Origin of the sequence: Streptomyces sp. NPDC012474, assembly GCF_042955185.1 — a bacterium.
GTDB lineage: Bacteria > Actinomycetota > Actinomycetes > Streptomycetales > Streptomycetaceae > Streptomyces > Streptomyces cahuitamycinicus.
The window spans coordinates 89,655-111,384 of the sequence record NZ_JBIBEP010000010.1 but is presented as its reverse complement, the minus strand read 5'-3'; the positions used below and the strand labels follow the sequence as shown (position 1 = coordinate 111,384).

Sequence of the window (21,730 nt, the reverse complement as noted above, 5' to 3'; positions counted from 1 at the left end):
TGGCCGGGTCGGTCTAGGCGGTGGCCGGGCTGGTCCGGGCCGGGTCCGCGGCGTCCTCCTCGGGGTCCCGCACGTACCGCAGGACGCCCCACATGCCGTGCTCGTCGGCATGTGGGGCCTCGCTCCTGCACGCCTCCAGCTCCTTGCCGAGGGCGGGGGCGTCGATCCCGGAGCCGATGAGGACCAGCTGGGTGAGGCGTTCGCCGCCACCCGGCCAGGGCTCCGGGTAGAAGCGCAGGAACCGCCCGACGGCGTGGACGGCGTAGCGGTTGCGGACGTCGTACGGCCCGAAGTCGATGTAGCCCTTGATCCGGTACAGCCCCTCGGGCCGACTGTCCAGGAACGTCATCAGCCGACGCGGGTCGAGCGGCTCCCGGGAGACGAACGACAGGCTGTCGTACGCGGCGTGCAGGTGGCCGGCGTGGTCGTCCGCGCGGTGCTGGTGCGGGGCCAGTCCGTGGGCGGCGTCTGCGTGCGGGGCCGCTGCGCGCGGGTCGTCCTCGTGCAGGTCGTCGTCCTCGTGCAGGTCGTCGAAGGACAGCTGCCCGATGCGCTCCTCGCTCGGGCGGCAGTCGAAGAGGAACTCGGGGTCGATCCGGCCGTAGGTGGCCGGGACGACGGCGGCGCGGTCGACCAAGGACCGGACCAGCCCGAGGACACGTTCGCCGTCCGCCGCCCGGTCGAGCTTGTTGACGACGACGAGGTCGGCCAGCGCGAGATGCCGGTCGATCTCGGGATGCCGGGCACGGGTGTCGTCGAACTCGACGGCGTCGACCACCTCGACGAGCCCTCCGTACACGACCCCGGGGTGCTCGCTGGCCAGCAGCATCCGCACGAGTTCCTGCGGCTCGGCGAGACCGCTGGCCTCGATGACGATGACGTCGATGCCGAGGGAGGGCTCCGCGAGCCGCTCCAGGTACTGGTCCAGTTCGCTCGCGTCGACGGCACAGCACAGACAGCCGTTGCCCAGGGAGACCGTCGAGTCGCCGAGCGCTCCCGCCACGGCCATCGCGTCGATCTCGACCGACCCGAAGTCGTTGACGAGGGCGCCGATACGGCTGCCGCCGCTGCGGTGCAGGAGATGGTTGAGCAGGGTGGTCTTTCCCGAGCCGAGGAATCCGGCCAGGACGACGACCGGGATCTGCTGCGGTTTCGGGCTCGGCTGGCTCACCGTGCGACCTCTCTCGCGCCGACGCGTGCACCGGCTCGCGTTCCCGGCACACGTGGGGAATGGGGATGCCGCACCAGGATACGAGCCGGGAGATCCACGCCGAAGTCAACGACTGTCAGCAGCACTCGCGGGGGCAGACGTTGGGCAGGGCGCCGGCCTACGCGACCCGCGCTGTGCTGCGTGCGCCTTCTTTCCGCCTCCCCGCCGATCAGAGCCGCTCGGCGCTCTGGGAGACGGCAAGCGCCGCCCACCGCTCGCCGGGCTCTCCAGTCGACCGGCGCGCCGACGACCGGCGGGAGGCGCCTGAGCCGGGGGCCACACGGCCACTGGGAAATACGGGTTTCGATTGTTGGAGGGCCCCGCCTCGGCAGGGATGGGCCTGGTGGCGGGTACAGCGTCTGCACTGGGCGTTGCTCAGCAAGGCGATGGACGATCCGGAGCCGGCCGAGGTGCTCGACGCCTCCGACGGGACCGTCTCCCCAGGAAGCAGCGCCAGTACCTCTTCTCCAACGCTGCAGCCCCATGTCCCCCTCGGCGCCGCCCTTCCACGGCATGATCGGCCGAGAAAAATGTGGAGACGCATCGCCGACCGTAGGTGAATGCGCTTTACTGCCAGACACCCGGGCGATGCCACAAGCGGCGTCCGCTCGTCGAGGACGAGCCCCCTACTGTGCATCGCTCGTAGCTTTCGGCAAATGTGCACTCCGCCATGCACCCATGCTCTAAGGACAATCAGTGACGCAGATTATCCGTCGGATCGGCGCTTCACCACGTGAACGAGGAAGCAACTCCGGCGCTAATTGCCCTGACATTTTTGAACTGGCAGACGGAAACTTCGCCGTCATCGGGACAGACGTCACCGACACGCTCGACAGCGAACTTCCGATCGATGCCTCGCGGGCCGACTACGAGCGGATCGTGTCCATTTCCCGGGAGACACTCGTCCGCGCCAAGGCGGACATCCCGGACGCCTGATCCGCACGTCGGCACAGCCGTCGGTCTGCTCGCCGACGCAGAGGGACGGACCGCCTGCGTGCACCGGTCGTGCCGCAGGCGTCGCGAAAAGGAGAGCCGGTTTCCCCTCCCTCCAACGGGGAAGCATCCCGCAGACGTTGGGGGGCGGATGGATCGCCGACGCTTCAGCCGGTCGCTGTTACGGATGAGCCTGTGGGGCGCAGCAGGCCTCATGGGCGCAGCACTCGTCGGCGCCGGTTCCATAGTGATCAGTGGCTGGCTACTGAGTGGTGTCGAGGACGTGAACGGCGGGCGGCGCCAGGCGGTTGAGCGCAGCGCTGTCGGTGATTATTTCGGGGGCATCAGCGCTGTTTTTTCGGGACTTGCCCTCCTCCTTCTCGTGATCACCTTACTGTTCCAGCAGCGGGAATTGCGCTTGCAGCGTCAGGAACTGACATTGCAGCGACAGGAACTCATCTCCTCCCGCGAGGAACTACGACGCAGCGCACGATCCGATCTCCGAGCCCTGCACGTTCAGCTGACCCAGATGGCCATGGATGACCCCTCCTTGGCGAGCGTGTGGAATGACTACCCGGACGAGACCGCTGAAGTAGTGCGCCAGAACTTGTTTGCCAATCTCACGTTCGGCCATTACCTCCTCTTCTACGAATGGGGAGACGTGACGGAAGGGGAGTTACTCGAGTACGCCCGCACGCTTCTCAGGAGTCCCTCCTTCCAGCGCTACTGGGAGGCATCCCGCGGCGCCAAGGAAGGCCTCTCGCCGGACAGTCACGAGGGACGCCTTTTCCGCCTCTTCGAGCAGGCCATCCGCGAGACTCAGGGCCGCAGCACTCCCAGCCCCCCGTAGCCGGGTACGGACCTTCAGGCGGGCACAGGCGCCGGCGCTTCCGGCCCCACATACCGCGCCACCGGCCTGATGATCTTCGTGTCCTCCGCCTGCTCCAGGATGTTGGCGCTCCAGCCCACCGCCCGGGCGGCGGCGAAGGTCGGTGTGAACATCTCGCGTGGCAGACCGCAGAGTTCCATGACCACGCCCGCGTAGTACTCGACGTTGGTGTGCAGTTCCCGGCCGGGCTTCAGCTCCGCCAGAATCGCCTCGATGTGACGCTCGACCTCGACGGCGAAGTCAACCCGCGGCCCGCCGAACCCCTGGGCGACCTCGCGCAGCATCCGGGACCGCGGGTCCTCCGTGCGGTAGATCGCGTGTCCGAACCCCATGATGCGCTCACCGGCGAGCACCCGCTGACGCACCCAGGGATCGATACGGTCCGGGGTGCCGATGGCGTCCAGGGTGTCCAGAGCCCGGCTGGGAGCGCCCCCGTGCAACGGGCCCGACAGCGCCGCCACCGCCCCGGCGAGGCATGCCGCCACGTCCGCACCCGTCGACGCGATGACCCGGGCCGTGAAGGTGGATGCATTGAATCCGTGGTCGATGGTTGAGATCAAGTATTGCTCGATCGCCCGCGCATGCCGCTCGGTCGGTACCGAACCGGTCAGCATGTACAGGTAGTTCGCCGCGTAGGTGAGATCCTCGCGCGGCTCCACGGGTTCCAGCCCCTGACCCAGCCGGTGCAGCGCGGTGAGCAGCGTCGGTACGGCCGCGGCCGCCTCGATCGTGTCCCTCCGGCGCCGGTCGGCGTCGATGTCGTACACGGGGCGGAAGCCCTTCGCCGCCCCCAGCAGCGACAGCGCGGTACGCATCCCGGCCAGCGGCCCGGAGCGTGCGCCGGCCGCGGCGATGGCCGGCAGCGCCGCTCGCAGATCGGCGGGCAGGCGCCGCAGCGCGGCGGTCTCGGCCGCGAAGGCCACGCTCCGCTCGGCGTCCGGCAGTTCGCCGTGTACGAGCAGGTGCCAGACGTCCTCGAAGCCGCGCGTCCGCGCGAGGTCGACGGCGGAGTACTGGCGGTAGTGGTAGAAGCCCTCCCGACCGCGGACATCCCCGATCCGGGTATCGGCGACGACGACACCGGCAAGCCCCCGAGGCGCTTCGACAAGAGTGGCTGCTGACCTGTTGACGGACATGAGTTCCTCCCTGGACTTGATTCGACTGTCCATGATTGACTAAATGTCTGTCAATATTGATTGAGTCAATACATTAATCAATGATCCGCCAGACGGATACGGTGACCCCCATGCGCGATCAAGAACCCGCCCCCCAGGACACGGAACGGCGGCTGACCACCAAGGAGGCCGCCGAGCTGCTCGGCGTGAAGCCGGAGACCGTGTACGCGTACGTGAGCCGCGGCCAGCTCAGCAGCCGACGGGTGAGCGGCGGCCGGGGCAGCACCTTCGACGCCGGGGAGGTCGAGTCCCTCGCCCGGCGCAACAGGCGGGAGAGCGTCGGCAGTTCCGGCTCCGGCGGCGAGCTGTCCGTCCGCACCCGCATCACGCTCATCGAGAGCGACCGCTACTTCTTCCGCGGTGTCGACGCGGTCGACCTGGCCACCCGGCACACCTACGAGGAGGTCGCCGAGTGGCTGTGGACCGGCCGGATGCTGCCGGGCAGCACGTTCACCGCGCCTTCCGCATCCGTCGCCGTCGCCCGCCGCGCCGTCGACGCGCTGCCGGAGCACGCCGCTCCCGCCGACCTGTTGAGGGTCGCGACGATCGCCGCCGCTACCGCGGATCCACTGCGGTTCGACCTCTCCGAGAGCGCCGTGCTCGGCACCGCGCGCACCCTCATTCCCACGCTGGTGGCCGCTCTGCCGCCGGCGGGTCACCAGCGCCGCGACGAGGGCCCTCTGGCACGTCGCCTGTGGTCCCGGCTGTCGGTGCACAAGGACCCCGACGAGGCCTCCCTGCGCGCCCTGGACACCGCCCTCGCGCTCCTCGTCGACCACGACCTGGCCGCCTCCACTCTCGCCGTGCGCGTCGCCGCGTCGGCCCGTGCCCACCCTTACGCGGCGGTCTCCGCCGGGCTGGGCGTGATCGAGGGCCCGCTGCACGGGGCGGCCAGTGGGCACGCGCACCGGCTGCTGCAGGACGTGCTCGACCGGGGCGACTCTGCATCCGTGATCGCGGACGAACTGCGCGCCGGCCGCCGCATCCCGGGCCTCGGACACCGGCTCTACCACGGCGAGGATCCACGCGCGCGGGCCCTGTTCGCTCTCCTGGAGCAGATCCCGCGCGCGGAGCCGGCTCTCCTCGCCGCCCGCGACATCGTCGAGACGACCGCCCGTCACGCCCCCCTGCACGCCACCGTGGACCTGGCCCTGGCCGTGCTCACCGCGTCCTGCGGCATGGCCCCGAGCGCGGGCGAGACGATCTTCGCCGTGGCCCGGACGGCGGGCTGGATCGCCCACGCCCTGGAGGAGTACGGCGAGCGCCCGCTGCGGATGCGCCCGAGCGGTCTCTACGCAGGTCCGAAGCCGCCGCAGCCACTGCCGGAGTAGCGCAGGCCGGACCCGAAAGCCGCCACGACCGAAGTCAGGTTAGGCTCACCTCTGTGAGTACGTGCTCAAGCGTCTCCCGGGACTTCGCCGAGCCCGTTTCGGGAACCGCGGCCACCGCCAGGACCTGGCTGTTGCTGGAACAGCCCGGTCCGTGGGGCGCCAAGGCGCTCACTTCGAGCCACCTGGACCCCGCCCTGGGGCGTGCCCTGGAGGCCGCCGCCAAGGACACGGGCGTACGGATCGCGCTCATCCGCCGCCCCGGGCGCCACGCGGACCGCCGCATGCCCGCCGCGCGCCGGGTGTACGCCGCGCACGTCGTCCCGGGAAACGTATGGCTGCACAGCGCCTCGACCTCGGACCCCGGGGAGCTGCTCGGCCTCGACTTCGCCGCACTCGGCCGGGGCGACCACCGCTCGTTCGGCGCGGTGCTCGGCGGCCGGCCCCACGACGGTGACCCGCTCGCCCTCGTCTGCACCAACGGCAAGCGCGACCGCTGCTGCGCCCTCCTGGGCCGGCCCCTCGCGGCCGAGCTGGCGACGTCGGGAGTCGAGGGCGTCTGGGAGGTCACCCATCTGGGTGGTCACCGCTTCTCCCCCACCGTGCTCGTGCTGCCGTACGGATACGCGTACGGCCGGGCAGAGGCCCATTCCCTCAAGGAGGTCCTGCACGGCGCCCGTGAGGGGCGGATCGTCGTGGAGGGGTGCCGGGGCAGCTCGGCCTGGGACCGGCCCGGACAGGCCGCCGAGCTCGCCGTGCGCACCAGAGTCGGCGAATACGACGCCCAGGCCCTGAGCGTCGTCCGGACCTCCGGCGCGGCCCCGCGCTGGGAAGTGACCGTCGCGCACGCCGACGGACGCCGCTGGCAGGTCGACGTGGCCCAGGGCACGGCCCTGCCGCCCCGCCCCGAGAGCTGCGGGGCATCCGTCCTCGGCTCCCCCGCACGCATGGACGTGGTGGCCGTGCACGAGGTGAGGGTGGCCACGGCACTGGCCAGCTGAGCGTCCGGCTCGCTTCCGGCACACATTGACGCCGCCTCTGCACACATTGATCCGGAGATCCACGCCACACCCGCCTAGGGCTGGCGGCCGGCCGCACGTACGGTCTTGGGTATGAGCCCCACTCCCCCCGCGCGCCGCCTGCGCCTCGGCCTGCCCCGCCGGGTGTTCTCGCAGGTGCTGCTGATGCAGGTGGCGATCGCCGCGGGAGTCGCGGTGCTCGCGACCGGATTGTTCCTCGCACCCCTCAGCAACCAGCTCGACGACCAAGCCATGCGCCGCGCGCTCGCGATCGCGCAGACGACCGCGCAGCTGCCGGATCTCGCGAAGGACCTGCGGGACACGCCGCCCTCGCCGCACGGCCCGGTGCAGCAGGAGGCGGAGCGGATCCGGAAGGCCACCAAGGCCGAGTACATCGTGGTGATGGACTGGCGGGGCGTGCGCTGGTCACACACGGACCCCAAGCAGATCGGCGGCATCGTCTCGACCGACCCCGGCCAGGCCCTGGCCGGCAAGGAGGTCATGGAGATCGACAGCGGCACCCTGGGCCGCTCCGCCCGGGGCAAGGTGCCGCTGCGCGACAGCGACGGCACCGTCATCGGCGCGGTCTCCGTCGGCATCGCCTACGACAGCGTCCGGGCCCGGCTGATCCACGCGATCCCGGGGCTGCTCGCGTATGCCGGCGGTGCCCTGGCCGTGGGCGCGCTGGCGGCGTGGCTCATCTCCCGGAGGGTCCACCGGCAGACCAGGGACCTGGCCTTCTCGGACATCGCGGCGCTCCTGTCGGAACGCGAGGCGATGCTGCACGGCATCCGGGAGGGCGTCGTCGCCCTCGACCGCGCCGGCCGCATCCGCCTCGTGAACGACGAGGCACAACGCCTGCTGGGCATCGGGGAAGCAGTGGTCGGCCGTTCTCCCGACGAGGCGCTCGGCGCGGGCCGTACGGCCGATGTGCTGGCCGGACGCGTCACCGGCACGGATCTGCTCACCGTGCGCGGCCAACGGGTGCTGGTCGCCAACCGCATGCCCACCGACGACGGCGGCGCCGTGGCCACGCTGCGCGACCGTACCGAGCTGGAGCAGCTTGGCCGCGAACTGGACTCCACTCGCGGTCTGATCGACGCCCTGCGCGCCCAGGACCACGAGCACGCCAACCGGATGCACACGCTTCTGGGGCTGCTCGAACTGGAGATGTACGACGACGCCGTCGATTTCGTCGGCGAGGTGGTCGGCGACCACCGGGCCACAGCGGAGCAGGTCACCGAGCGGATCGAGGATCCGCTGCTGGCCGCCCTGCTGGTCGGCAAGGCGACCGTCGCGGCCGAGCGGGGCGTCGCCCTGTGGGTGTCGGACCGGACCCGGCTGCCCGACCGGCTGGTCGACCCGCAGGGGCTCGTCACCGTCGTGGGGAACCTGGTGGACAACGCCCTCGACGCCGTGGCCGGCAAGCCGCACGCGCGCGTGGAGGTCGAACTGCGCGCCGAGGGGCGTACGGCGATCCTCAGGGTGCGCGATACAGGGCCGGGAATCCCGCCGGAGCACCGTGAGTTGGTCTTCACCACGGGATGGTCCACGAAGAAGCCGCCGGCCCACCGCGAGCGGGGTATCGGACTCTCCCTGGTGCGCAGGCTGGCAGAGCGGCAAGGTGGCAGCGCCACGGTCGGCGAGGCGCACGGCGGAGGCGCGGAGTTCACCGTCGTACTGCCCGAGGCGCTGGCCGGGACGGGTCCCGAACCGGCCGTGTCGACCGTGCCGTCCGCACCGCAGACCGTCGAGGAGGGGTCGTGATGATCGAGGTCCTGGTCGTGGACGACGACATGAGAGTCGCGCGGGTCAACGCCGCCTACGTCGAGAAAGTACCGGGCTTCCATGTCGCCGGAGAGGCCCACAGCGCCGGGGAGGCGCTGCACCGGCTGGAGACGCTGCCCCGGCTGGACCTGGTGCTCCTGGACCACTACCTGCCGGATGCGACGGGGCTCTCGGTCGTCCAGGAGATGCGGCGGCGCGGGGACCAGACCGACGTGATCATGGTGACGGCGGCCCGGGACGTCTCCACCGTGCAGGCGGCGATGCGGCACGGCGCACTGCAGTACCTGGTCAAGCCGTTCGCCTTCGCCGGCCTGCGCGCCAAGCTGGAGGCCTACGCGGAGCTGCGCCGCACCCTGGACGGCGGTGGAGAGGCGGAACAGGCCGAGGTGGACCGCATCTTCGGGGCCCTGTCGGCGTCGTCGGAGCCGGACCTGCCCAAAGGTCATTCCCCCACCACCGCGGAGCTGGTCCGCCAGTCCCTGATGCACGCGGACGGGCCCCTGTCCGCTCAGGAGATCGCCGAGCGGACCGGAGTGAGCCGACAGACCGCCCAGCGCTACCTGAAGCTCCTGGAACGAACAGGACGGGCCAGGCTGACCCTCAAGTACGGCGACGCGGGCCGCCCTGAACACCGTTATGAGTGGGCGACCCGCGGTTGAGGCGACAGCCCGTCGGCGTTGTCACGAACTCGGTGACGGCTGCGTTCCGACCGTGGCATCGAAGGCACCGCCTCTACGCCGCTCCCGCACCCGTCAGCGACCGCACCTCCGCCTCCGCGTGCTTGACCTCGTCCGGTGTCTCCGTCGAGGTGACCGTGCCCAGCCAGCCCGCGAGGAAGCCGAGGGGGATCGAGACCAGACCCGGGTTCTGCAGCGGGAAGTACTGGAGGTCGATGCCCGGGAACAGCGAGTCGGGGCCACCCGAGACCACCGGTGAGAGCACCACGAGCACCACGGCCGGGACCAGACCGCCGTAGACGGCCCACACGGCACCCCGTGTGGTGAAGCCGCGCCAGAACAGCGAGTAGAGCAGCACCGGCAGGTTCGCCGACGCGGCGACGGCGAACGCCAGACCGACCAGGAACGCCACGTTGAGGTCCCGCGCCAGCAGACCGAGCGCGATCGCCACCGCTCCGACGCCGACGGCCGCGATCCGGGCCACCGCCACCTCGCTGCGCGGCATCGCGCCCCGGCGCCGCAGGGAGGCGTACAGGTCGTGGGCCACGGACGCCGAGGACGCGAGCGTGATGCCGGCGACCACGGCGAGGATCGTGGCGAAGGCGACCGCGGCGACGATCGCGAAGAGAACCGTCCCGCCGGTGGATCCCGCACCACCACCCAGGTCGAGCGCCAGCAGCGGAACCGCCGTGTTCCCGGCCGCGTTCGAACCGCGTACCGCGTCCGGCCCCAGGATGGCGGCCGCACCGAATCCGAGCACGATCGTCATCAGGTAGAAGCCGCCGATGAGTCCGACGGCCCAGACGACCGAGCGGCGCGCGGCGCGCGCGGTGGGCACGGTGTAGAAGCGCGACAGGATGTGCGGCAGTCCTGCCGTACCCAGCACCAGAGCCAGCCCCAGGCTGATGAAGTCGAAGCGTGCGGTCCAGTCCCCGCCGTACTTCAGCCCCGGCGCCAGAAACGCCCCGCCGTGCCCACTGCGCTCGGCTGCCGTGAGCAACAACCGGTTCAGGTCGCCGTGGAAGCGCATCAGGACGAGCACCGTCAAAGCGATGGTGCCGCCGAGCAGCAGAACAGCCTTGACGATCTGGATCCAGGTGGTCGCGCGCATCCCTCCCAGCGACACGTAGATCACCATGAGAGCGCCCACACCGATGACCGTCCAGGCGCGGGCCGCGTCGCTCGTGCCTCCGAGCAGCAGCGCCACCAGGCTGCCCGCGCCGACCATCTGCGCCACCAGATACAGAACGGAAACCGTGACCGAGGAGGTTCCCGCCGCGATCCGTACCGGCCGTTCCCTCATCCGGGCCGCCACGACGTCGGCGAGGGTGAACCGGCCGCAGTTGCGGACCAGTTCGGCGACCAGGAACAGCACCACCAGCCACGCCACGAGGAAGCCCACGACATACAGCAGCCCGTCGTAACCGAACAGCGCGATGAGACCGGTCACCCCCAGGAAGGAGGCGGCCGACATGTAGTCACCCGCGATGGCAAAACCATTCTCCATGGGGGAGAAGAGCCGCCCGCCCGCGTAGAACTCCTCCGCCGAGCCGCGCCGGTTGCGGCTGACCCATGTGGTGATTCCCAGCGTGACCGCGACGAAGGCGCTGAAGAGCAGCAACGCCAGCGTCTGATGCTCCCCCGTCACGACCCACCACCGCTCACGCCACGTGTCAGTTCCTGTGTGTCCCACCGCAGTTCGAGTGCGGCTCGGTCCCTGCGCAGCCGCGCGTGCCGCGCGTAGGCCCAGGTGAGCAGGAACGTGGACAGGAACTGCCCGAGCCCTGCCACCATCGCGACGTTCATCGCTCCCGCCACGGGTCGCGCCATCAGCTCCGGTGCCGTCGTGGCAGTCACGACGTAGCCCACGTACCAGGCGAAGAACGCCACGGACGCCGGCACCACGAACCTCCGGTACCGCCGCCGCACTTCCTGAAAGGCCGCACTGCGCTGGACTTCCAGGTACACGTCGGCCGCCGCTGCCCTCGTCTCGCCCTCCGTCCGTGCCGTCGGAACCATCGGTTGAGTTTGCGCCCCGTCGCTTGACGACTCGCCCCAGCCGGAGGCGAGGGCGTCGTACCAGGGATCGTCGTACCTGAGCTGTCCGGCCTCCTCGGCCGGGACCGGGGCGTGGCCGTCGAGAGGCTCGGCCCGGCTCTCCTGGTCGGCCCCGGCGCCGCGGGGACGGCCCTTGCTTGGCTGCATGCCCAAGGATGGACAGAACGGGAAGATCCCCGACTCTTCTTCCCTTCACACTTCACCCCATCAGGTGACTAGGGGCTTCTGATGGATCCGTGGAGGAAGGAGCGGCGTCTGGTGCGTGCGATCGGCGTGCGCCGCGAACGGTCACGTGGCGGAGCCACCTGGCCCTTCGCGCCGTGCGTGCGGCCTGGGGGTCCCCTGCTCGACGTGCGGCAGGGGGGTCCCCTGCTCGAGCGCGCAGCCGAGAGCTTGGGGAGTGCGTGCCGGGCGTCGTGACGCCGCGGAGATCCATATGCAGGCCGGGCCGCTGCCGACCGGGCGTGAGACCCGGCCGTGTCCCGGCGGCAGCCCGGCGCGGCGGCTACGCGTCGATCCGCGACCGGTCCAGCGTCGCCGCCGAGTTGGAGATGAACTCCTTGCGCGGCGCCACATCGTTGCCCATGAGCAGATCGAAGACCTGCTCGGCGGCCTCCAGGTCGGAGAGGTTGATCCGGCGCAGGGTGCGGTGACGCGGGTCCATCGTCGTCTCGGCCAGCTGGTCGGCATCCATCTCACCGAGACCCTTGTAGCGCTGGATCGAGTCCTTGTAGCGGATGCCCTTGCTCTGGAACTCCATGAGCGTGTCACGCAGTTCGCGGTCCGAGTACGTGTAGACGTACTTGTCCTGGCCCTTCCTCGGCTGGACGATCTCGATGCGGTGCAGCGGCGGCACCGCGGCGAAGACCCGGCCGGCCTCGACCATGGGCCGCATGTAGCGGTGGAACAGCGTCAGCAGCAGGGTGCGGATGTGCGAACCGTCGACATCGGCGTCGGTCATCATGATGATCTTGCCGTAGCGGGCTGTGTCGATGTCGAAGGTCCGGCCCGAGCCGGCTCCTATGACCTGGATGATCGCGCCGCACTCGGCGTTCTTCAGCATGTCCGTCACAGACGACCTCTGGACGTTGAGGATCTTGCCGCGGATCGGCAGCAGCGCCTGGAACTCGGAGTTCCGGGCGAGCTTCGCCGTGCCGAGCGCGGAGTCTCCCTCGACGATGAACAGCTCGCTGCGGTCGACGTCGTCGCTGCGGCAGTCGGCCAGCTTGGCGGGCAGCGAGGAGGACTCCAGGGCCGTCTTGCGGCGCTGCGCGTCCTTGTGCTGCCGGGCGGCGATACGCGTGCGCGCGGCGGCGACGGCCTTCTCCATCACGACCCGGGCCTGCTGGGCGGCATCCCGCTTGGTGGACGTCAGGAAATCCTTGAGTTCCTTCGTGACCACGTTGTTCACGATGCGGCGGGCCGCCGAGGTCCCGAGGACCTCCTTGGTCTGGCCTTCGAACTGCGGCTCGGCGAGACGCACGGTGACGACCGCGGTCAGGCCCTCCAGGGCGTCGTCCTTGACGATGTCGTCCTCGGCGACGCGCAGGAGCTTCTTGGCGCGCAGCACCTCGTTCATCGTCTTGGCCACGGCCTGCTCGAAGCCCGCGACGTGGGTGCCGCCCTTGGGCGTGGCGATGATGTTGACGAAGGACCGGAGCGTCGTGTCGTAGCCCGTCCCCCAGCGCATTGCGACGTCCACGCCGAGTTCGCGGGTGACCTCGGTGGGCGTCATCTGGCCGTGGTCGTCGAGGACGGGGACGGTCTCCTTGAAGATGCCCTGCCCGGAGAAGCGGAGGACGTCGCAGACCGGCTTGTCGTTCGCAAGGTACTCGCAGAACTCGCTGATTCCGCCATCGAAGCGGAAGGACTCCTCACCCTTGCTGCCGCCCTCGCCGAGCCCGTACTCGTCGCGCACGACGATGGTCAGGCCGGGCACCAGGAACGCGGTCTGGCGGGCGCGCTGGTGCAGCGTCTCCAGGTTGAGCTTGGCGTCCTTGAGGAAGATCTGGCGGTCGGCCCAGTACCGCACGCGCGTGCCGGTGCGGGTCTTCGGGATCTTCCTGGCCTTGCGCAGGCCACTCTTGGCCTCGAACCTGGCCTCGGCGCCGTTCCCGGCGAAGGCGCCGGGGACACCGCGCCGGAAACTGATCGCGTGGGTGTGACCACCGCGGTCCACCTCGACGTCCAGCCGGGCGGACAGGGCGTTCACCACGGAGGCGCCCACGCCGTGCAGACCGCCGGAGGCGGCGTAGGAGCCGCCGCCGAACTTGCCGCCGGCGTGCAGCTTGGTCATGACGACCTCGACACCGGAGAGGCCGGTCTTGGGCTCGACGTCGATCGGGATGCCCCGGCCGTTGTCCCGGACCTCGACGGATCCGTCGTCCTGAAGGATCACCTCGATGTGGTCGCAGTACCCGCCCAGGGCCTCGTCGACGGAGTTGTCGATGATCTCCCAGACGCAGTGCATCAAGCCACGGCTGTCGGTCGACCCGATGTACATACCTGGGCGCTTGCGCACGGCCTCGAGCCCCTCGAGGACGAGCAGGTGCCGCGCGGTGTAGTTGGAACCGTCCCGGTCGGCTCCTGCCAGCAGAGCTGTGGACGGCACGGACGTCTCGGCGGTCACGCGGTTCGCTCCTCGCTGAATTTCAGATGGGGCCCTCGTGGGTAAGGGCGCGGCTTCGGTCACCGGTGAGAGGGTACCCAGGCCTGGTAGAGCCGTTGTAACGCCACCCTCGTCGGAAACTCAGGCTAGTCCACACTCGCATGCGCGTTCGATCCCTCGATGGAGTGAAGTACACATCACGTTCCCTTCCAGGCATGAACCATTTAGGCTCCGGGCACGTCCTCATGAACAACCGGCAACCCAGCCGGGAGGACCGACCACCGATACGACGCGAAGCCCGTAAGACACATAGACACGCAATACGGCACATTCGCCGCCAACCGGCAGCAGACAGCCGCCTCGCAAAGATTCTTTCGAGGAAAAGCCACGAGCGGGAACGTTTTGGGGCTGGTTGGATGTTGACCCTGGTACGACAGCTCGTCGAGCTAGAGAAGAGGCGACGTGACTACTGTTCTGACCCCCGCGAGCCAGTTGACGGCCGCTGATCGCTGCGACCGCTGCGGCGCCCAGGCGTACCTGCGCGTCGTACTGCTCAGCGGCGGAGAGCTGCTCTTCTGCGCCCACCACGGGCGCAAGTTCGAGCCGGAACTCAAGAAGATCGCCGCTGAGATACAGGACGAGACGGAGCGGCTCACGTCCGCTCCCGCCGCCGAAGAAGAGCGCTGACGCCTCGCGTCCTACGACGAGCCAGCCCGGCACAGGCCGGTGAACGGGCGGTTGCCTCTGGTCACCAGAGGCAACCGCCCGTCCTCGTCTCCGCATCGGCCCACGCCGGACGCCTCAGACACCCGTCGAAGCCCGTGCCCAGTCGAGCGTCCGCATGATGTCGGACACCCGCATGTACACACCGGGGTTGCCGGCCCGACCACAGCCGATCCCCCAGGACACGAGCCCGATCAACCGTCCCTGTGCCACCAGGGGCCCTCCGCTGTCGCCCTGGCAGGCGTCCCGGCCCCCCTCGGCCTCCCCGGCGCACAGCATGCTCGCGGCGTCATAGGTGCCGCTCTCGCCGCCCGGATACGCCTCCTCGCACAGTGCGTCGGGAAGCACGCGCACGCGTGCCGCCCGCAGACCGTCCGGGTACTCGCCTGTGCCCGAGGTATCGCCCCAGCCGTACACCGTCGCCGTCTCACCGGCCGTGTACGCGGGGTCACCGTCGGCCGCCATGCTGATGGCCGAGTCGCCCCGGAGCGGCTCGGCCAAGGTGAGCACGGCGAAGTCCCCGGCGTTGCTGACACCGTCGTAGGCCGGGTTCACCCACGTACGGCGCACGGCGATCTCCTGACCCTCGCGGCCCGAGAGCAGGTCTGTGCGCCCGGCTATGACCTTGAGGTCCCGCACGCGCTCCGGCGGCCCGCCCAGGACCTCCTCGTCCAGGCAGTGGGCCGCGGTGAGCACGATGGAGGGCCCGACCGCCGCACCCCCGCAGAACTGCCCCGCGCGCATACCCCCGAACCGGTCACGACTGGACAGGGCCACCGTCCACGGGCTCTGGGACGCCTCGACAGGGAATCCACCTATGACCACACTGTCAGCCGCCACAGGGGCGCTGGAGCTCATGGACAGGGCAGGGACCGCGGCCGCCAAGGCCAGCGGCAGGACCAGAGCTCGAGCCAGTCGGCGACGCATACACACTCCTCACTCAGTGGTGTCTGTGGGACACCCAGAGTGATCCACCTCGCGGAACCCCGCACCCGCGGCGAAGCGACACCGCGGAAGGCCCGGCCCCCCTGGGGGAACCGGGCCTTCCGTGTCGTACAACCTTGCTCAGTCGAGGTAGTCGCGCAGCACCTGCGAACGGGACGGGTGGCGCAGCTTCGACATGGTCTTGGACTCGATCTGGCGGATCCGCTCACGCGTGACGCCGTAGACCTTGCCGATCTCGTCGAGGGTCTTCGGCTGGCCGTCGGTGAGGCCGAAGCGCATCGAGACGACGCCCGCCTCACGCTCGGACAGGGTGTCCAGGACGGAGTGCAGCTGCTCCTGCAGGAGTGTGAAGCTGACCGCGTCGGCCGGGACGACCGCCTCGGAGTCCTCGATGAGGTCACCGAACTCGCTGTCGCCGTCCTCGCCCAGCGGGGTGTGCAGCGAGATGGGCTCACGGCCGTACTTCTGGACCTCGATGACCTTCTCGGGGGTCATGTCGAGCTCCTTGGCCAGCTCCTCCGGGGTGGGCTCGCGGCCCAGGTCCTGGAGCATCTGGCGCTGCACACGCGCGAGCTTGTTGATGACCTCGACCATGTGCACCGGGATACGGATGGTGCGGGCCTGGTCGGCCATGGCGCGGGTGATCGCCTGACGGATCCACCAGGTGGCGTACGTGGAGAACTTGTAGCCCTTGGTGTAGTCGAACTTCTCGACCGCGCGGATCAGACCGAGGTTGCCCTCCTGGATGAGGTCCAGGAACAGCATGCCGCGGCCGGTGTAGCGCTTGGCCAGGGAGACCACCAGACGGAGGTTGGCCTCCAGGAGGTGGTTCTTGGCGCGGCGGCCGTCCTCGGCGATGATCTCCAGCTCGCGCTTGAGCTTCGGGGCCAGCTTGTCGGCGTTCGCCAGCTTGTCCTCGGCGAACAGCCCGGCCTCGATGCGCTTGGCGAGCTCGACCTCCTGCTCGGCGTTGAGCAGCGGGACCTTGCCGATCTGCTTGAGGTAGTCCTTGACCGGGTCGGCGGTGGCTCCGGCGGCGGCGACCTGCTGGGCGGGCGCGTCGTCCTCGTCCTCGTCGGAGAGCACGAAGCCCGCGTTCTCGGTGGTGCCCTCGGGCTCATCACCGGCCTTGGCGGGGGCTGCCTCCTCGAGCACCTCCTCTTCGAGGACTTCGGCGTCGTCCTTCTTGGCGCCGGTCTTCTTGGCCGCCGTCTTCTTGGCGACGGTCTTCTTCGTGGCCGCCTTCTTGGCGGTCGTCTTCTTGGCAGCCGCCTTCTTGGCGGGTGCCTCCTCCTCGACGGCCGGCTCGGCGGCGGGCGCCGCCGGCGTGGCGGTGGCGGTGGCCTTCCGGGTGGTCACCGCCTTGGCCGCGACCGTCTTGGTGGCGGTGCGCTTGGCGGGACTCTTCGCTGCGACGCTCTTTCGGGTGCGCTTGGGCTCTGCGGCACTGACCATCAGCGTCACACCCTCTTCCTCGAGGATCTGGTTGAGGCTGCGCAGTACGTTCTTCCACTGAGTGGCCGGAATCTGGTCAGCTTCGAAGGCCCGACGCACGTCATCGCCGGCGATCTGCCCCTCAGCCTTTCCCCGCTCAATGAGCGCCATGACAGAGACGGACTCGGCGATCTCCGGCGGGAGCGTACGGGATGTGCTGGCCGACACGAACAACCTCTCGGAACGTTGGAAAACGGCTTCCGGCCCCGTCCACAGAGGACAGGAGCCGACCACCGGCTTGGGGATGGGCCGACGGCGCGGGCGGGGGCCGGGAAGATGCACAGCGCCGTGAACGGCGTCCGTATTCCCTCCGCGGCTGTCACCTCTTAGGTCATCGCGTTCTTCCCGCGAGCGTTACGCCCAATCCGCGTGGCCCGAGTCACACCCCGTAAGCGAACAAAAATGGTCAGACACTGACAGAAGGTGGCATATATGGTACGACCTCGGCCGCCCCGCCGGGTCTCGACCCCTTCGCGCCGTCGGACCCCGCAGGATCACAGGGATCCCACGAGGTCCGACGGGAGGCGGATCAGCGATCGGGCACTGCCACAGGAGGGGGGTGGCACACCCGGCCGGGCCGCCCGCGGAACTCGGTCAGTGCTCGCGCGGGGCGGGCACGACCCGTTCCACCTCGGGATGGACCGTGAGGAGCTGGCGCATGGCCGCCTCCGCCGCCGCCCCGTCGCCGGCGGCGAGGGCGTCGCAGATACGGCCGTGGTGCGCGAGGGACGCCTCGTTCGGCCGGTCACAGCCCGCGATCGGGCCGCCCGAGACCTGAAGGGCCGCGGACACGATGCCGGAGAGGTGCTCCAGCATGCGGTTGCCCGCGACCTGGATGAGCAGCGAGTGGAACTCCGAGTCGGCGCGGGAGAAGGTGAGCGCATCACCCTGGGCCATCGCGTGCCCCATGATCTCGACCATGTCAGCAAGACGCTGCTGGACATCCTCGCGCCCGTGCCCGGCTGCGAGACGGGCGGCGAGCGGCTCGATCGTCCACCGCAGCTCGCTCAGCTCGCGGCGCTGGTCGTCGCGCTGCGGCCCGAAGGCCCGCCACTCGATGATGTCCGGGTCGAGGAGGTTCCAGTCGCTGACGGGGCGCACGCGCGTGCCGACGTTCGGACGGGCGCTCACCAGGCCCTTGGCCTCCAGGACGCGGAGCGACTCGCGGACGACGGTGCGGGAGACCTCGAAGCGCTGACCGATCTCCTCGGGCACCAGCGGGCGATCGGCACCCAGGTCGCCGGAGACGATCATCTGACCGAGCTGCTGAACGAGTTGGCCGTGCAGCCCGCGTCCGCGGCTGCCCGCGGCGCGTCGGCCTACACGGCCCAGCTCGGGGTCCCCGCCGTCCCAGGCAGGGAGCCCGACGCGGTCGACGGCGGGCGCCTCGGCGTACGGGTAGCGGTCGAGTCCGCCCGGGCTCGCGAGGCCGGAGTCAGCGGAGCGGGCGGCGGTCATCATGGTGTGCGCAAGGGTACTCACGCATCCTTTGTCGGCCTCGTCTCCAACTCCCTTGAGGTCTTTGGTGAAAAGCACACGAAAGGGTGATCGCTCACCCCGTCGCAATTGACGCCTTATCGGAAAGAAATGGGCGTTCTGCGGGGAGTTGTGGGCATGGCCGGATCAAGGGTTACGGACAGTCGTCACCGGAATCGGGTGCGCAGGCCTGTGAGCAGATACGCGCAGAGCAGCGCGGTGAGCGACAACGTCAGCGCGCCGCCCACGGGTTGGGAGATCACCTCGAGCGCGGCCTCCAGGTAGCGCTCTCCCCCGAAGGGCCATCGCGGCAGGAGGGCTTCTCGCAGCCGCACGTGCAGTCCGGCCGCGGTTCGCACGGACGGTCCGTTCACGAGCTGGTGCACGACGGGTACGACGAGGAGGGGGACGGCGCCGACGGCGGCGAGTCCGGCGGTGGCGGACCGGAAGACACCTGCTGCGAGTACGCCGGCCCAGGCGCAGCCGACCACGAGCCCGATCCAGCTCGCACTCATGGGGAGCCAGTCGGCGGGAACCTGGGCGAGCTCCCGTCCGTAGACGAGATAGAGCACTTCGGCGTCGCAGCCGACGGTCAGGACGGCCAGTACCAGCGCGGTGGCCGAGGAGACGAGCAGTTTGGCCGCCAGCAGTCCCAGCCGGCGGGGCACGGTTCCGCGGTCCGCCGCCAGGGCGGGATGGCGGAACTCGTCGCCGAACGCCAGCGCACCGAGCAGTCCAGCGCCGAGCGCCGCGGGCGGCAGGGGCAGCTCCCGCGGCCATGCGGCCAGCAGGCGCGGCTGAGGGGTGTGCCCGATGCGTGCGAGCACGACGGCGGTCACCGCGGACACGGCGAGCACGACGGCCCCGGTCAGGAACCCCGTGCCGATACCGGCGGCCCGGCGGATCTCGTAGCGGAGGGGGCGGAGGGGGCTCGGGGCCGGGCGGACGGAGATGGGGGGCGGCAGAGGGGGCAGGGCGTCGAGCGTGCGAGCTGCGCGGCTGCCGGCAGGGAGCAGCGTGGGCGGCAGGGAGGGCGCGGTCTCCAGAGGACAGTTGCCTGACTGGTTGATCGAGGAGGTGTCCAGGAGTTCTTGCGGCTCGGCGGCAGGGTGCGGATGCCCGGAGCAAGGCGATGGCTCGTCTGTGACCGGTTCCGGCGCGCCCCTGGGGTATCGCGGTTCCAGCGTGGGCCGTGGCTCGCCGGAGACGACCGCGGGATCTGCGGAGGAGGGCGACGACTCCGCGGCTTGCTTGGGTGCGCCCTGTTCTGACGCGCATTGCTCTGGTGCGCATTGCTCTGGTGCGCCTTCTTCCAGCGCACCTTGTTCTGATGCGCCCTGTTCTGGGCCGCATCGCTCCGGTGCACCTTGTTCTGATGCGCCTGACGCAGCCCCCGGCTCAAGCGTGGGCCGCGGCTCGGTCGTAAAGGCCGTGGGGTCGGTCTCGAACGGTCTCGACGGATCGAGAGACGATGCTGCTCCTGCGGGCCGGGGCGCACGGGCCGTCCGGTGCGCGCCGGTCAAGCGCTCCGATGCGGCGAGATTGCGGCCATACGGCCCACTTGCCCGAGGGAGGCCCGCGCCTGGCCCCATGTCTCCGATTTCGTCGGCGAGTTGATGAACCACGATGCCGTGGCGGAAGGCGATCTCGCCGACGTCCGCGCAGGTACCGCCGTACACCGAAAGGCGGTTGCCGCTCTCTCGGACGACCTCGACGGAGCGCTGTGAGGTGCGGGCCTGCTTGGCCAGGAGAGCTGCCAGACGGGCCGCATGCGGGCTGCGTACGGCGACACGGGGGCGGAGGCGGGTGCGCGAGAACTCCGCGACCTCCTGGTCGGCCACGAGCCTGCCTTGTTCCAGGGTGACGACGCGATCAGCGATGCGCGCGGCCCCCTTGGGGTCGGTTGTGGTGAGAAGGACCGTGCCGCCCTGGGCCGCGTGGGCGCGCAACATGCCGTGCAGCCAAGTGCTCTCACGAGTGGACAGTCCGCCGGCCGGATCGTCGAGGACGAGGGTGTGCGGGTCGGCCAAGAGGACGCAGGCGAGGCCCAGGCGGCGGTCCATGCCGCGGGAGAGGGTGCCGAGGCGTTCGTCGCGCAGGCTCACGAGCCCGACCGCCTCCAGGACTTCATCGGCACGCCGGACCGGGACTCCGGCGGCAGCGCACAACATGCGCAGGTGACTGCGGACGGTGCGGGCCGGGTGCCCCGGCACGTCGCCCAGCAACACGCCGACCTCACGCGAGGGGTGAGCGATGCGGTGCAGGGGGCGGCCTCGGAAGTGGGTGATGCCGCGACCCGGTTGAAGCTCGAGCATGAGTCTGAGAACCGTCGTCTTGCCGGCGCCCGGCGCTCCGAGCAGCACGGTGATGCGGCCCGCCCTCGCCTCGAAGGAGACGTCGTCGGCTGCCGGCGGAAGCTCTCTGCGGGGGTTGCTGGTCAATCCGAAGGCCTGGATCATCCGCAGCAAGATAGCGCGCTATGTCCGGTTTTTCGGTCACCGCAAGGCTCGCCTCAGGCAGGACCCTCACCACGACCGGGCTGGGGGCGAGTCGAGTTCCGGGCCCGGCGCCGTACGCGTCCGGGCCTCCACTCACACCTCTGGGCGCAGCATCGGGGGGTTGAGCAGCGTCGCGCCACCGGCACGGAAGAGCTGGGCCGGGCGTCCGCCCTGGCGGGTGGTCGTCCCACCGGTGGGAACGAGGAATCCGGGTGTGCCCGTGACCTTGCGGTGGAAGTTACGCGGGTCGAGCGCCACGCCCCACACCGCCTCGTAGACACGGCGCAGTTCCCCGACGGTGAACTCGGGCGGGCAGAAGGCGGTGGCCAGCGACGAGTACTCGATCTTGGAGCGGGCTCGCTCCACTCCGTCCGCGAGGATCTGCGCGTGGTCGAAGGCGAGCGGCGCGACCGGCTCGGTGTCACGCCCGTAGCCGCCCTGCTGCAACAGTTCCTCGACCGGGGCCCACCTCGCGTTGCTGGCGTCCCCGCCTGCTCTGGGCGGGGGCAGGTCGGGGGCGAGAGCGAGATGCGCGACGCTGACGACCCGCATTCTGGGGTCGCGCTTGGGATCTCCGTAGGTGGCGAGCTGCTCCAGATGCGCGCCGTTGTCCTGCGCCGGGACGGACGGGTCGTGGACGCGCAGTCCCGTCTCCTCGGCCAGCTCGCGTGCCGCGGCCTGCGCCAGGTCTTCATCGGCCCGTACGAAACCGCCGGGGAGCGCCCAGCGCCCCTGGAACGGCGGCTCACCCCTGCGTACCGCCAGCGCACACAGGGCATGACGGCGCACGGTCAGCACGACCAGGTCCACGGTGACGGCGAAAGGCGGAAACGCTGACGGGTCGTAGGGCATGCGGCGATCATAGTCGTCTGCTTGACGATAAACACTCCCTTCGCCAGTCCGGTCGCT

Annotated in this window: 17 protein-coding genes; 7 read left to right on the top strand and 10 right to left on the bottom strand. The window is 70.1% G+C overall.

Going from position 1 to position 21,730, the window contains the following annotated elements; all coding sequences use genetic code 11:
* Positions 1-13: 13 nt before the first annotated feature.
* Positions 14-1,171, bottom strand: coding sequence for a GTP-binding protein (locus tag ACFY9S_RS22595; RefSeq protein WP_391131353.1), 1,158 nt, complete (start codon positions 1,169-1,171; stop codon positions 14-16).
* A 735-nt stretch (positions 1,172-1,906) separates the two neighbouring features.
* On the opposite strand from ACFY9S_RS22595, the gene ACFY9S_RS22590 reads away from it, so the two are divergent.
* The gene (locus ACFY9S_RS22590; protein ID WP_391131351.1) at positions 1,907-2,146 is read left to right on the top strand and encodes a hypothetical protein; all 240 of its coding nucleotides are present in this window, start codon (positions 1,907-1,909) and stop codon (positions 2,144-2,146) included.
* A 211-nt stretch (positions 2,147-2,357) separates the two neighbouring features.
* Positions 2,358-2,993: a DUF6082 family protein gene (locus ACFY9S_RS22585; protein WP_391131349.1), complete on the top strand. Its 636-nt coding sequence runs from the start codon at positions 2,358-2,360 to the stop codon at positions 2,991-2,993.
* 14 nt (positions 2,994-3,007) lie between these two features.
* Here the strand turns inward: ACFY9S_RS22585 and ACFY9S_RS22580 are convergent, their stop codons facing one another.
* Positions 3,008-4,168, bottom strand: a complete 1,161-nt coding sequence (locus ACFY9S_RS22580; RefSeq protein ID WP_391131347.1) for a citrate synthase — start codon at positions 4,166-4,168, stop codon at positions 3,008-3,010.
* Positions 4,169-4,278: 110 nt separating this feature from the next.
* Between ACFY9S_RS22580 and ACFY9S_RS22575 the strand changes: the two genes are divergently transcribed.
* The 4 genes from ACFY9S_RS22575 to ACFY9S_RS22560 all read left to right on the top strand — a co-directional run bounded on the left by ACFY9S_RS22575 (position 4,279) and on the right by ACFY9S_RS22560 (position 9,001).
* The gene (locus ACFY9S_RS22575) at positions 4,279-5,538 is read left to right on the top strand and encodes a citrate/2-methylcitrate synthase (RefSeq protein WP_391131345.1); all 1,260 of its coding nucleotides are present in this window, start codon (positions 4,279-4,281) and stop codon (positions 5,536-5,538) included.
* Between the two features lie 53 nt (positions 5,539-5,591).
* Complete coding sequence (locus ACFY9S_RS22570; protein WP_391131343.1) at positions 5,592-6,536, top strand: sucrase ferredoxin; 945 nt, start codon at positions 5,592-5,594, stop codon at positions 6,534-6,536.
* A 111-nt stretch (positions 6,537-6,647) separates the two neighbouring features.
* Complete coding sequence (locus ACFY9S_RS22565; RefSeq protein WP_391131341.1) at positions 6,648-8,321, top strand: ATP-binding protein; 1,674 nt, start codon at positions 6,648-6,650, stop codon at positions 8,319-8,321.
* Positions 8,321-9,001: a response regulator gene (locus tag ACFY9S_RS22560; protein ID WP_391131339.1), complete on the top strand. Its 681-nt coding sequence runs from the start codon at positions 8,321-8,323 to the stop codon at positions 8,999-9,001. Before ACFY9S_RS22565 ends, ACFY9S_RS22560 begins: the two co-directional genes overlap by 1 nt.
* A 73-nt stretch (positions 9,002-9,074) precedes the next feature.
* On the opposite strand, the gene ACFY9S_RS22555 is transcribed toward ACFY9S_RS22560, so the two are convergent.
* The 3 genes from ACFY9S_RS22555 to ACFY9S_RS22545 all read right to left on the bottom strand — a co-directional run bounded on the left by ACFY9S_RS22555 (position 9,075) and on the right by ACFY9S_RS22545 (position 13,706).
* Complete coding sequence (locus tag ACFY9S_RS22555; RefSeq protein WP_391131337.1) at positions 9,075-10,667, bottom strand: cation acetate symporter; 1,593 nt, start codon at positions 10,665-10,667, stop codon at positions 9,075-9,077.
* Positions 10,664-11,224, bottom strand: a complete 561-nt coding sequence (locus ACFY9S_RS22550; protein WP_391131335.1) for a DUF485 domain-containing protein — start codon at positions 11,222-11,224, stop codon at positions 10,664-10,666. Before ACFY9S_RS22550 ends, ACFY9S_RS22555 begins: the two co-directional genes overlap by 4 nt.
* Before the next feature lie 358 nt (positions 11,225-11,582).
* On the bottom strand, positions 11,583-13,706 hold the full coding sequence (locus tag ACFY9S_RS22545; RefSeq protein WP_391131334.1) for a DNA gyrase subunit B: 2,124 nt from the start codon (positions 13,704-13,706) through the stop codon (positions 11,583-11,585).
* A gap of 441 nt (positions 13,707-14,147) precedes the next feature.
* Here ACFY9S_RS22545 and ACFY9S_RS22540 point away from each other — a divergent pair, with 441 nt between their 5' ends.
* A complete protein-coding gene (locus ACFY9S_RS22540) occupies positions 14,148-14,372 on the top strand; it encodes a hypothetical protein (RefSeq protein WP_102909239.1) in 225 nt (74 codons plus the stop codon).
* A 114-nt stretch (positions 14,373-14,486) separates the two neighbouring features.
* On the opposite strand, the gene ACFY9S_RS22535 is transcribed toward ACFY9S_RS22540, so the two are convergent.
* The 5 genes from ACFY9S_RS22535 to ACFY9S_RS22515 all read right to left on the bottom strand — a co-directional run bounded on the left by ACFY9S_RS22535 (position 14,487) and on the right by ACFY9S_RS22515 (position 21,673).
* Entirely contained in the window at positions 14,487-15,335 is an 849-nt protein-coding gene (locus tag ACFY9S_RS22535) for a trypsin-like serine protease (protein WP_391131332.1), read from the bottom strand.
* Positions 15,336-15,473: 138 nt separating this feature from the next.
* Positions 15,474-17,015 (bottom strand): RNA polymerase sigma factor, encoded by a 1,542-nt coding sequence (locus ACFY9S_RS22530; RefSeq protein ID WP_391131331.1) that lies wholly within the window; start codon positions 17,013-17,015, stop codon positions 15,474-15,476.
* A gap of 426 nt (positions 17,016-17,441) precedes the next feature.
* Positions 17,442-18,329, bottom strand: coding sequence for a FadR/GntR family transcriptional regulator (locus ACFY9S_RS22525; RefSeq protein ID WP_180989536.1), 888 nt, complete (start codon positions 18,327-18,329; stop codon positions 17,442-17,444).
* A gap of 161 nt (positions 18,330-18,490) precedes the next feature.
* Positions 18,491-20,782, bottom strand: coding sequence for an ATP-binding cassette domain-containing protein (locus tag ACFY9S_RS22520; RefSeq protein WP_391131329.1), 2,292 nt, complete (start codon positions 20,780-20,782; stop codon positions 18,491-18,493).
* A gap of 132 nt (positions 20,783-20,914) precedes the next feature.
* Positions 20,915-21,673 carry an NUDIX domain-containing protein gene (locus ACFY9S_RS22515; RefSeq protein WP_102912022.1) on the bottom strand — a complete coding sequence of 253 codons (759 nt, stop codon included), beginning with the start codon at positions 21,671-21,673 and terminating at the stop codon, positions 20,915-20,917.
* Between the last annotated feature and the right edge of the window lie 57 nt (positions 21,674-21,730).

Coding starts and splice junctions, on each gene's coding strand:
- ACFY9S_RS22585 (WP_391131349.1), top strand. CDS start 2,358: ATGGGCGCAGCACTCGTCGGCGCCGGTTCCATAGTGATCAGTGGCTGG.
- ACFY9S_RS22580 (WP_391131347.1), bottom strand. CDS start 4,168: ATGTCCGTCAACAGGTCAGCAGCCACTCTTGTCGAAGCGCCTCGGGGG.
- ACFY9S_RS22575 (WP_391131345.1), top strand. CDS start 4,279: ATGCGCGATCAAGAACCCGCCCCCCAGGACACGGAACGGCGGCTGACC.
- ACFY9S_RS22565 (WP_391131341.1), top strand. CDS start 6,648: ATGAGCCCCACTCCCCCCGCGCGCCGCCTGCGCCTCGGCCTGCCCCGC.
- ACFY9S_RS22560 (WP_391131339.1), top strand. CDS start 8,321: ATGATCGAGGTCCTGGTCGTGGACGACGACATGAGAGTCGCGCGGGTC.
- ACFY9S_RS22550 (WP_391131335.1), bottom strand. CDS start 11,224: ATGCAGCCAAGCAAGGGCCGTCCCCGCGGCGCCGGGGCCGACCAGGAG.
- ACFY9S_RS22535 (WP_391131332.1), bottom strand. CDS start 15,335: ATGCGTCGCCGACTGGCTCGAGCTCTGGTCCTGCCGCTGGCCTTGGCG.
- ACFY9S_RS22520 (WP_391131329.1), bottom strand. CDS start 20,782: ATGATCCAGGCCTTCGGATTGACCAGCAACCCCCGCAGAGAGCTTCCG.
- ACFY9S_RS22515 (WP_102912022.1), bottom strand. CDS start 21,673: ATGCCCTACGACCCGTCAGCGTTTCCGCCTTTCGCCGTCACCGTGGAC.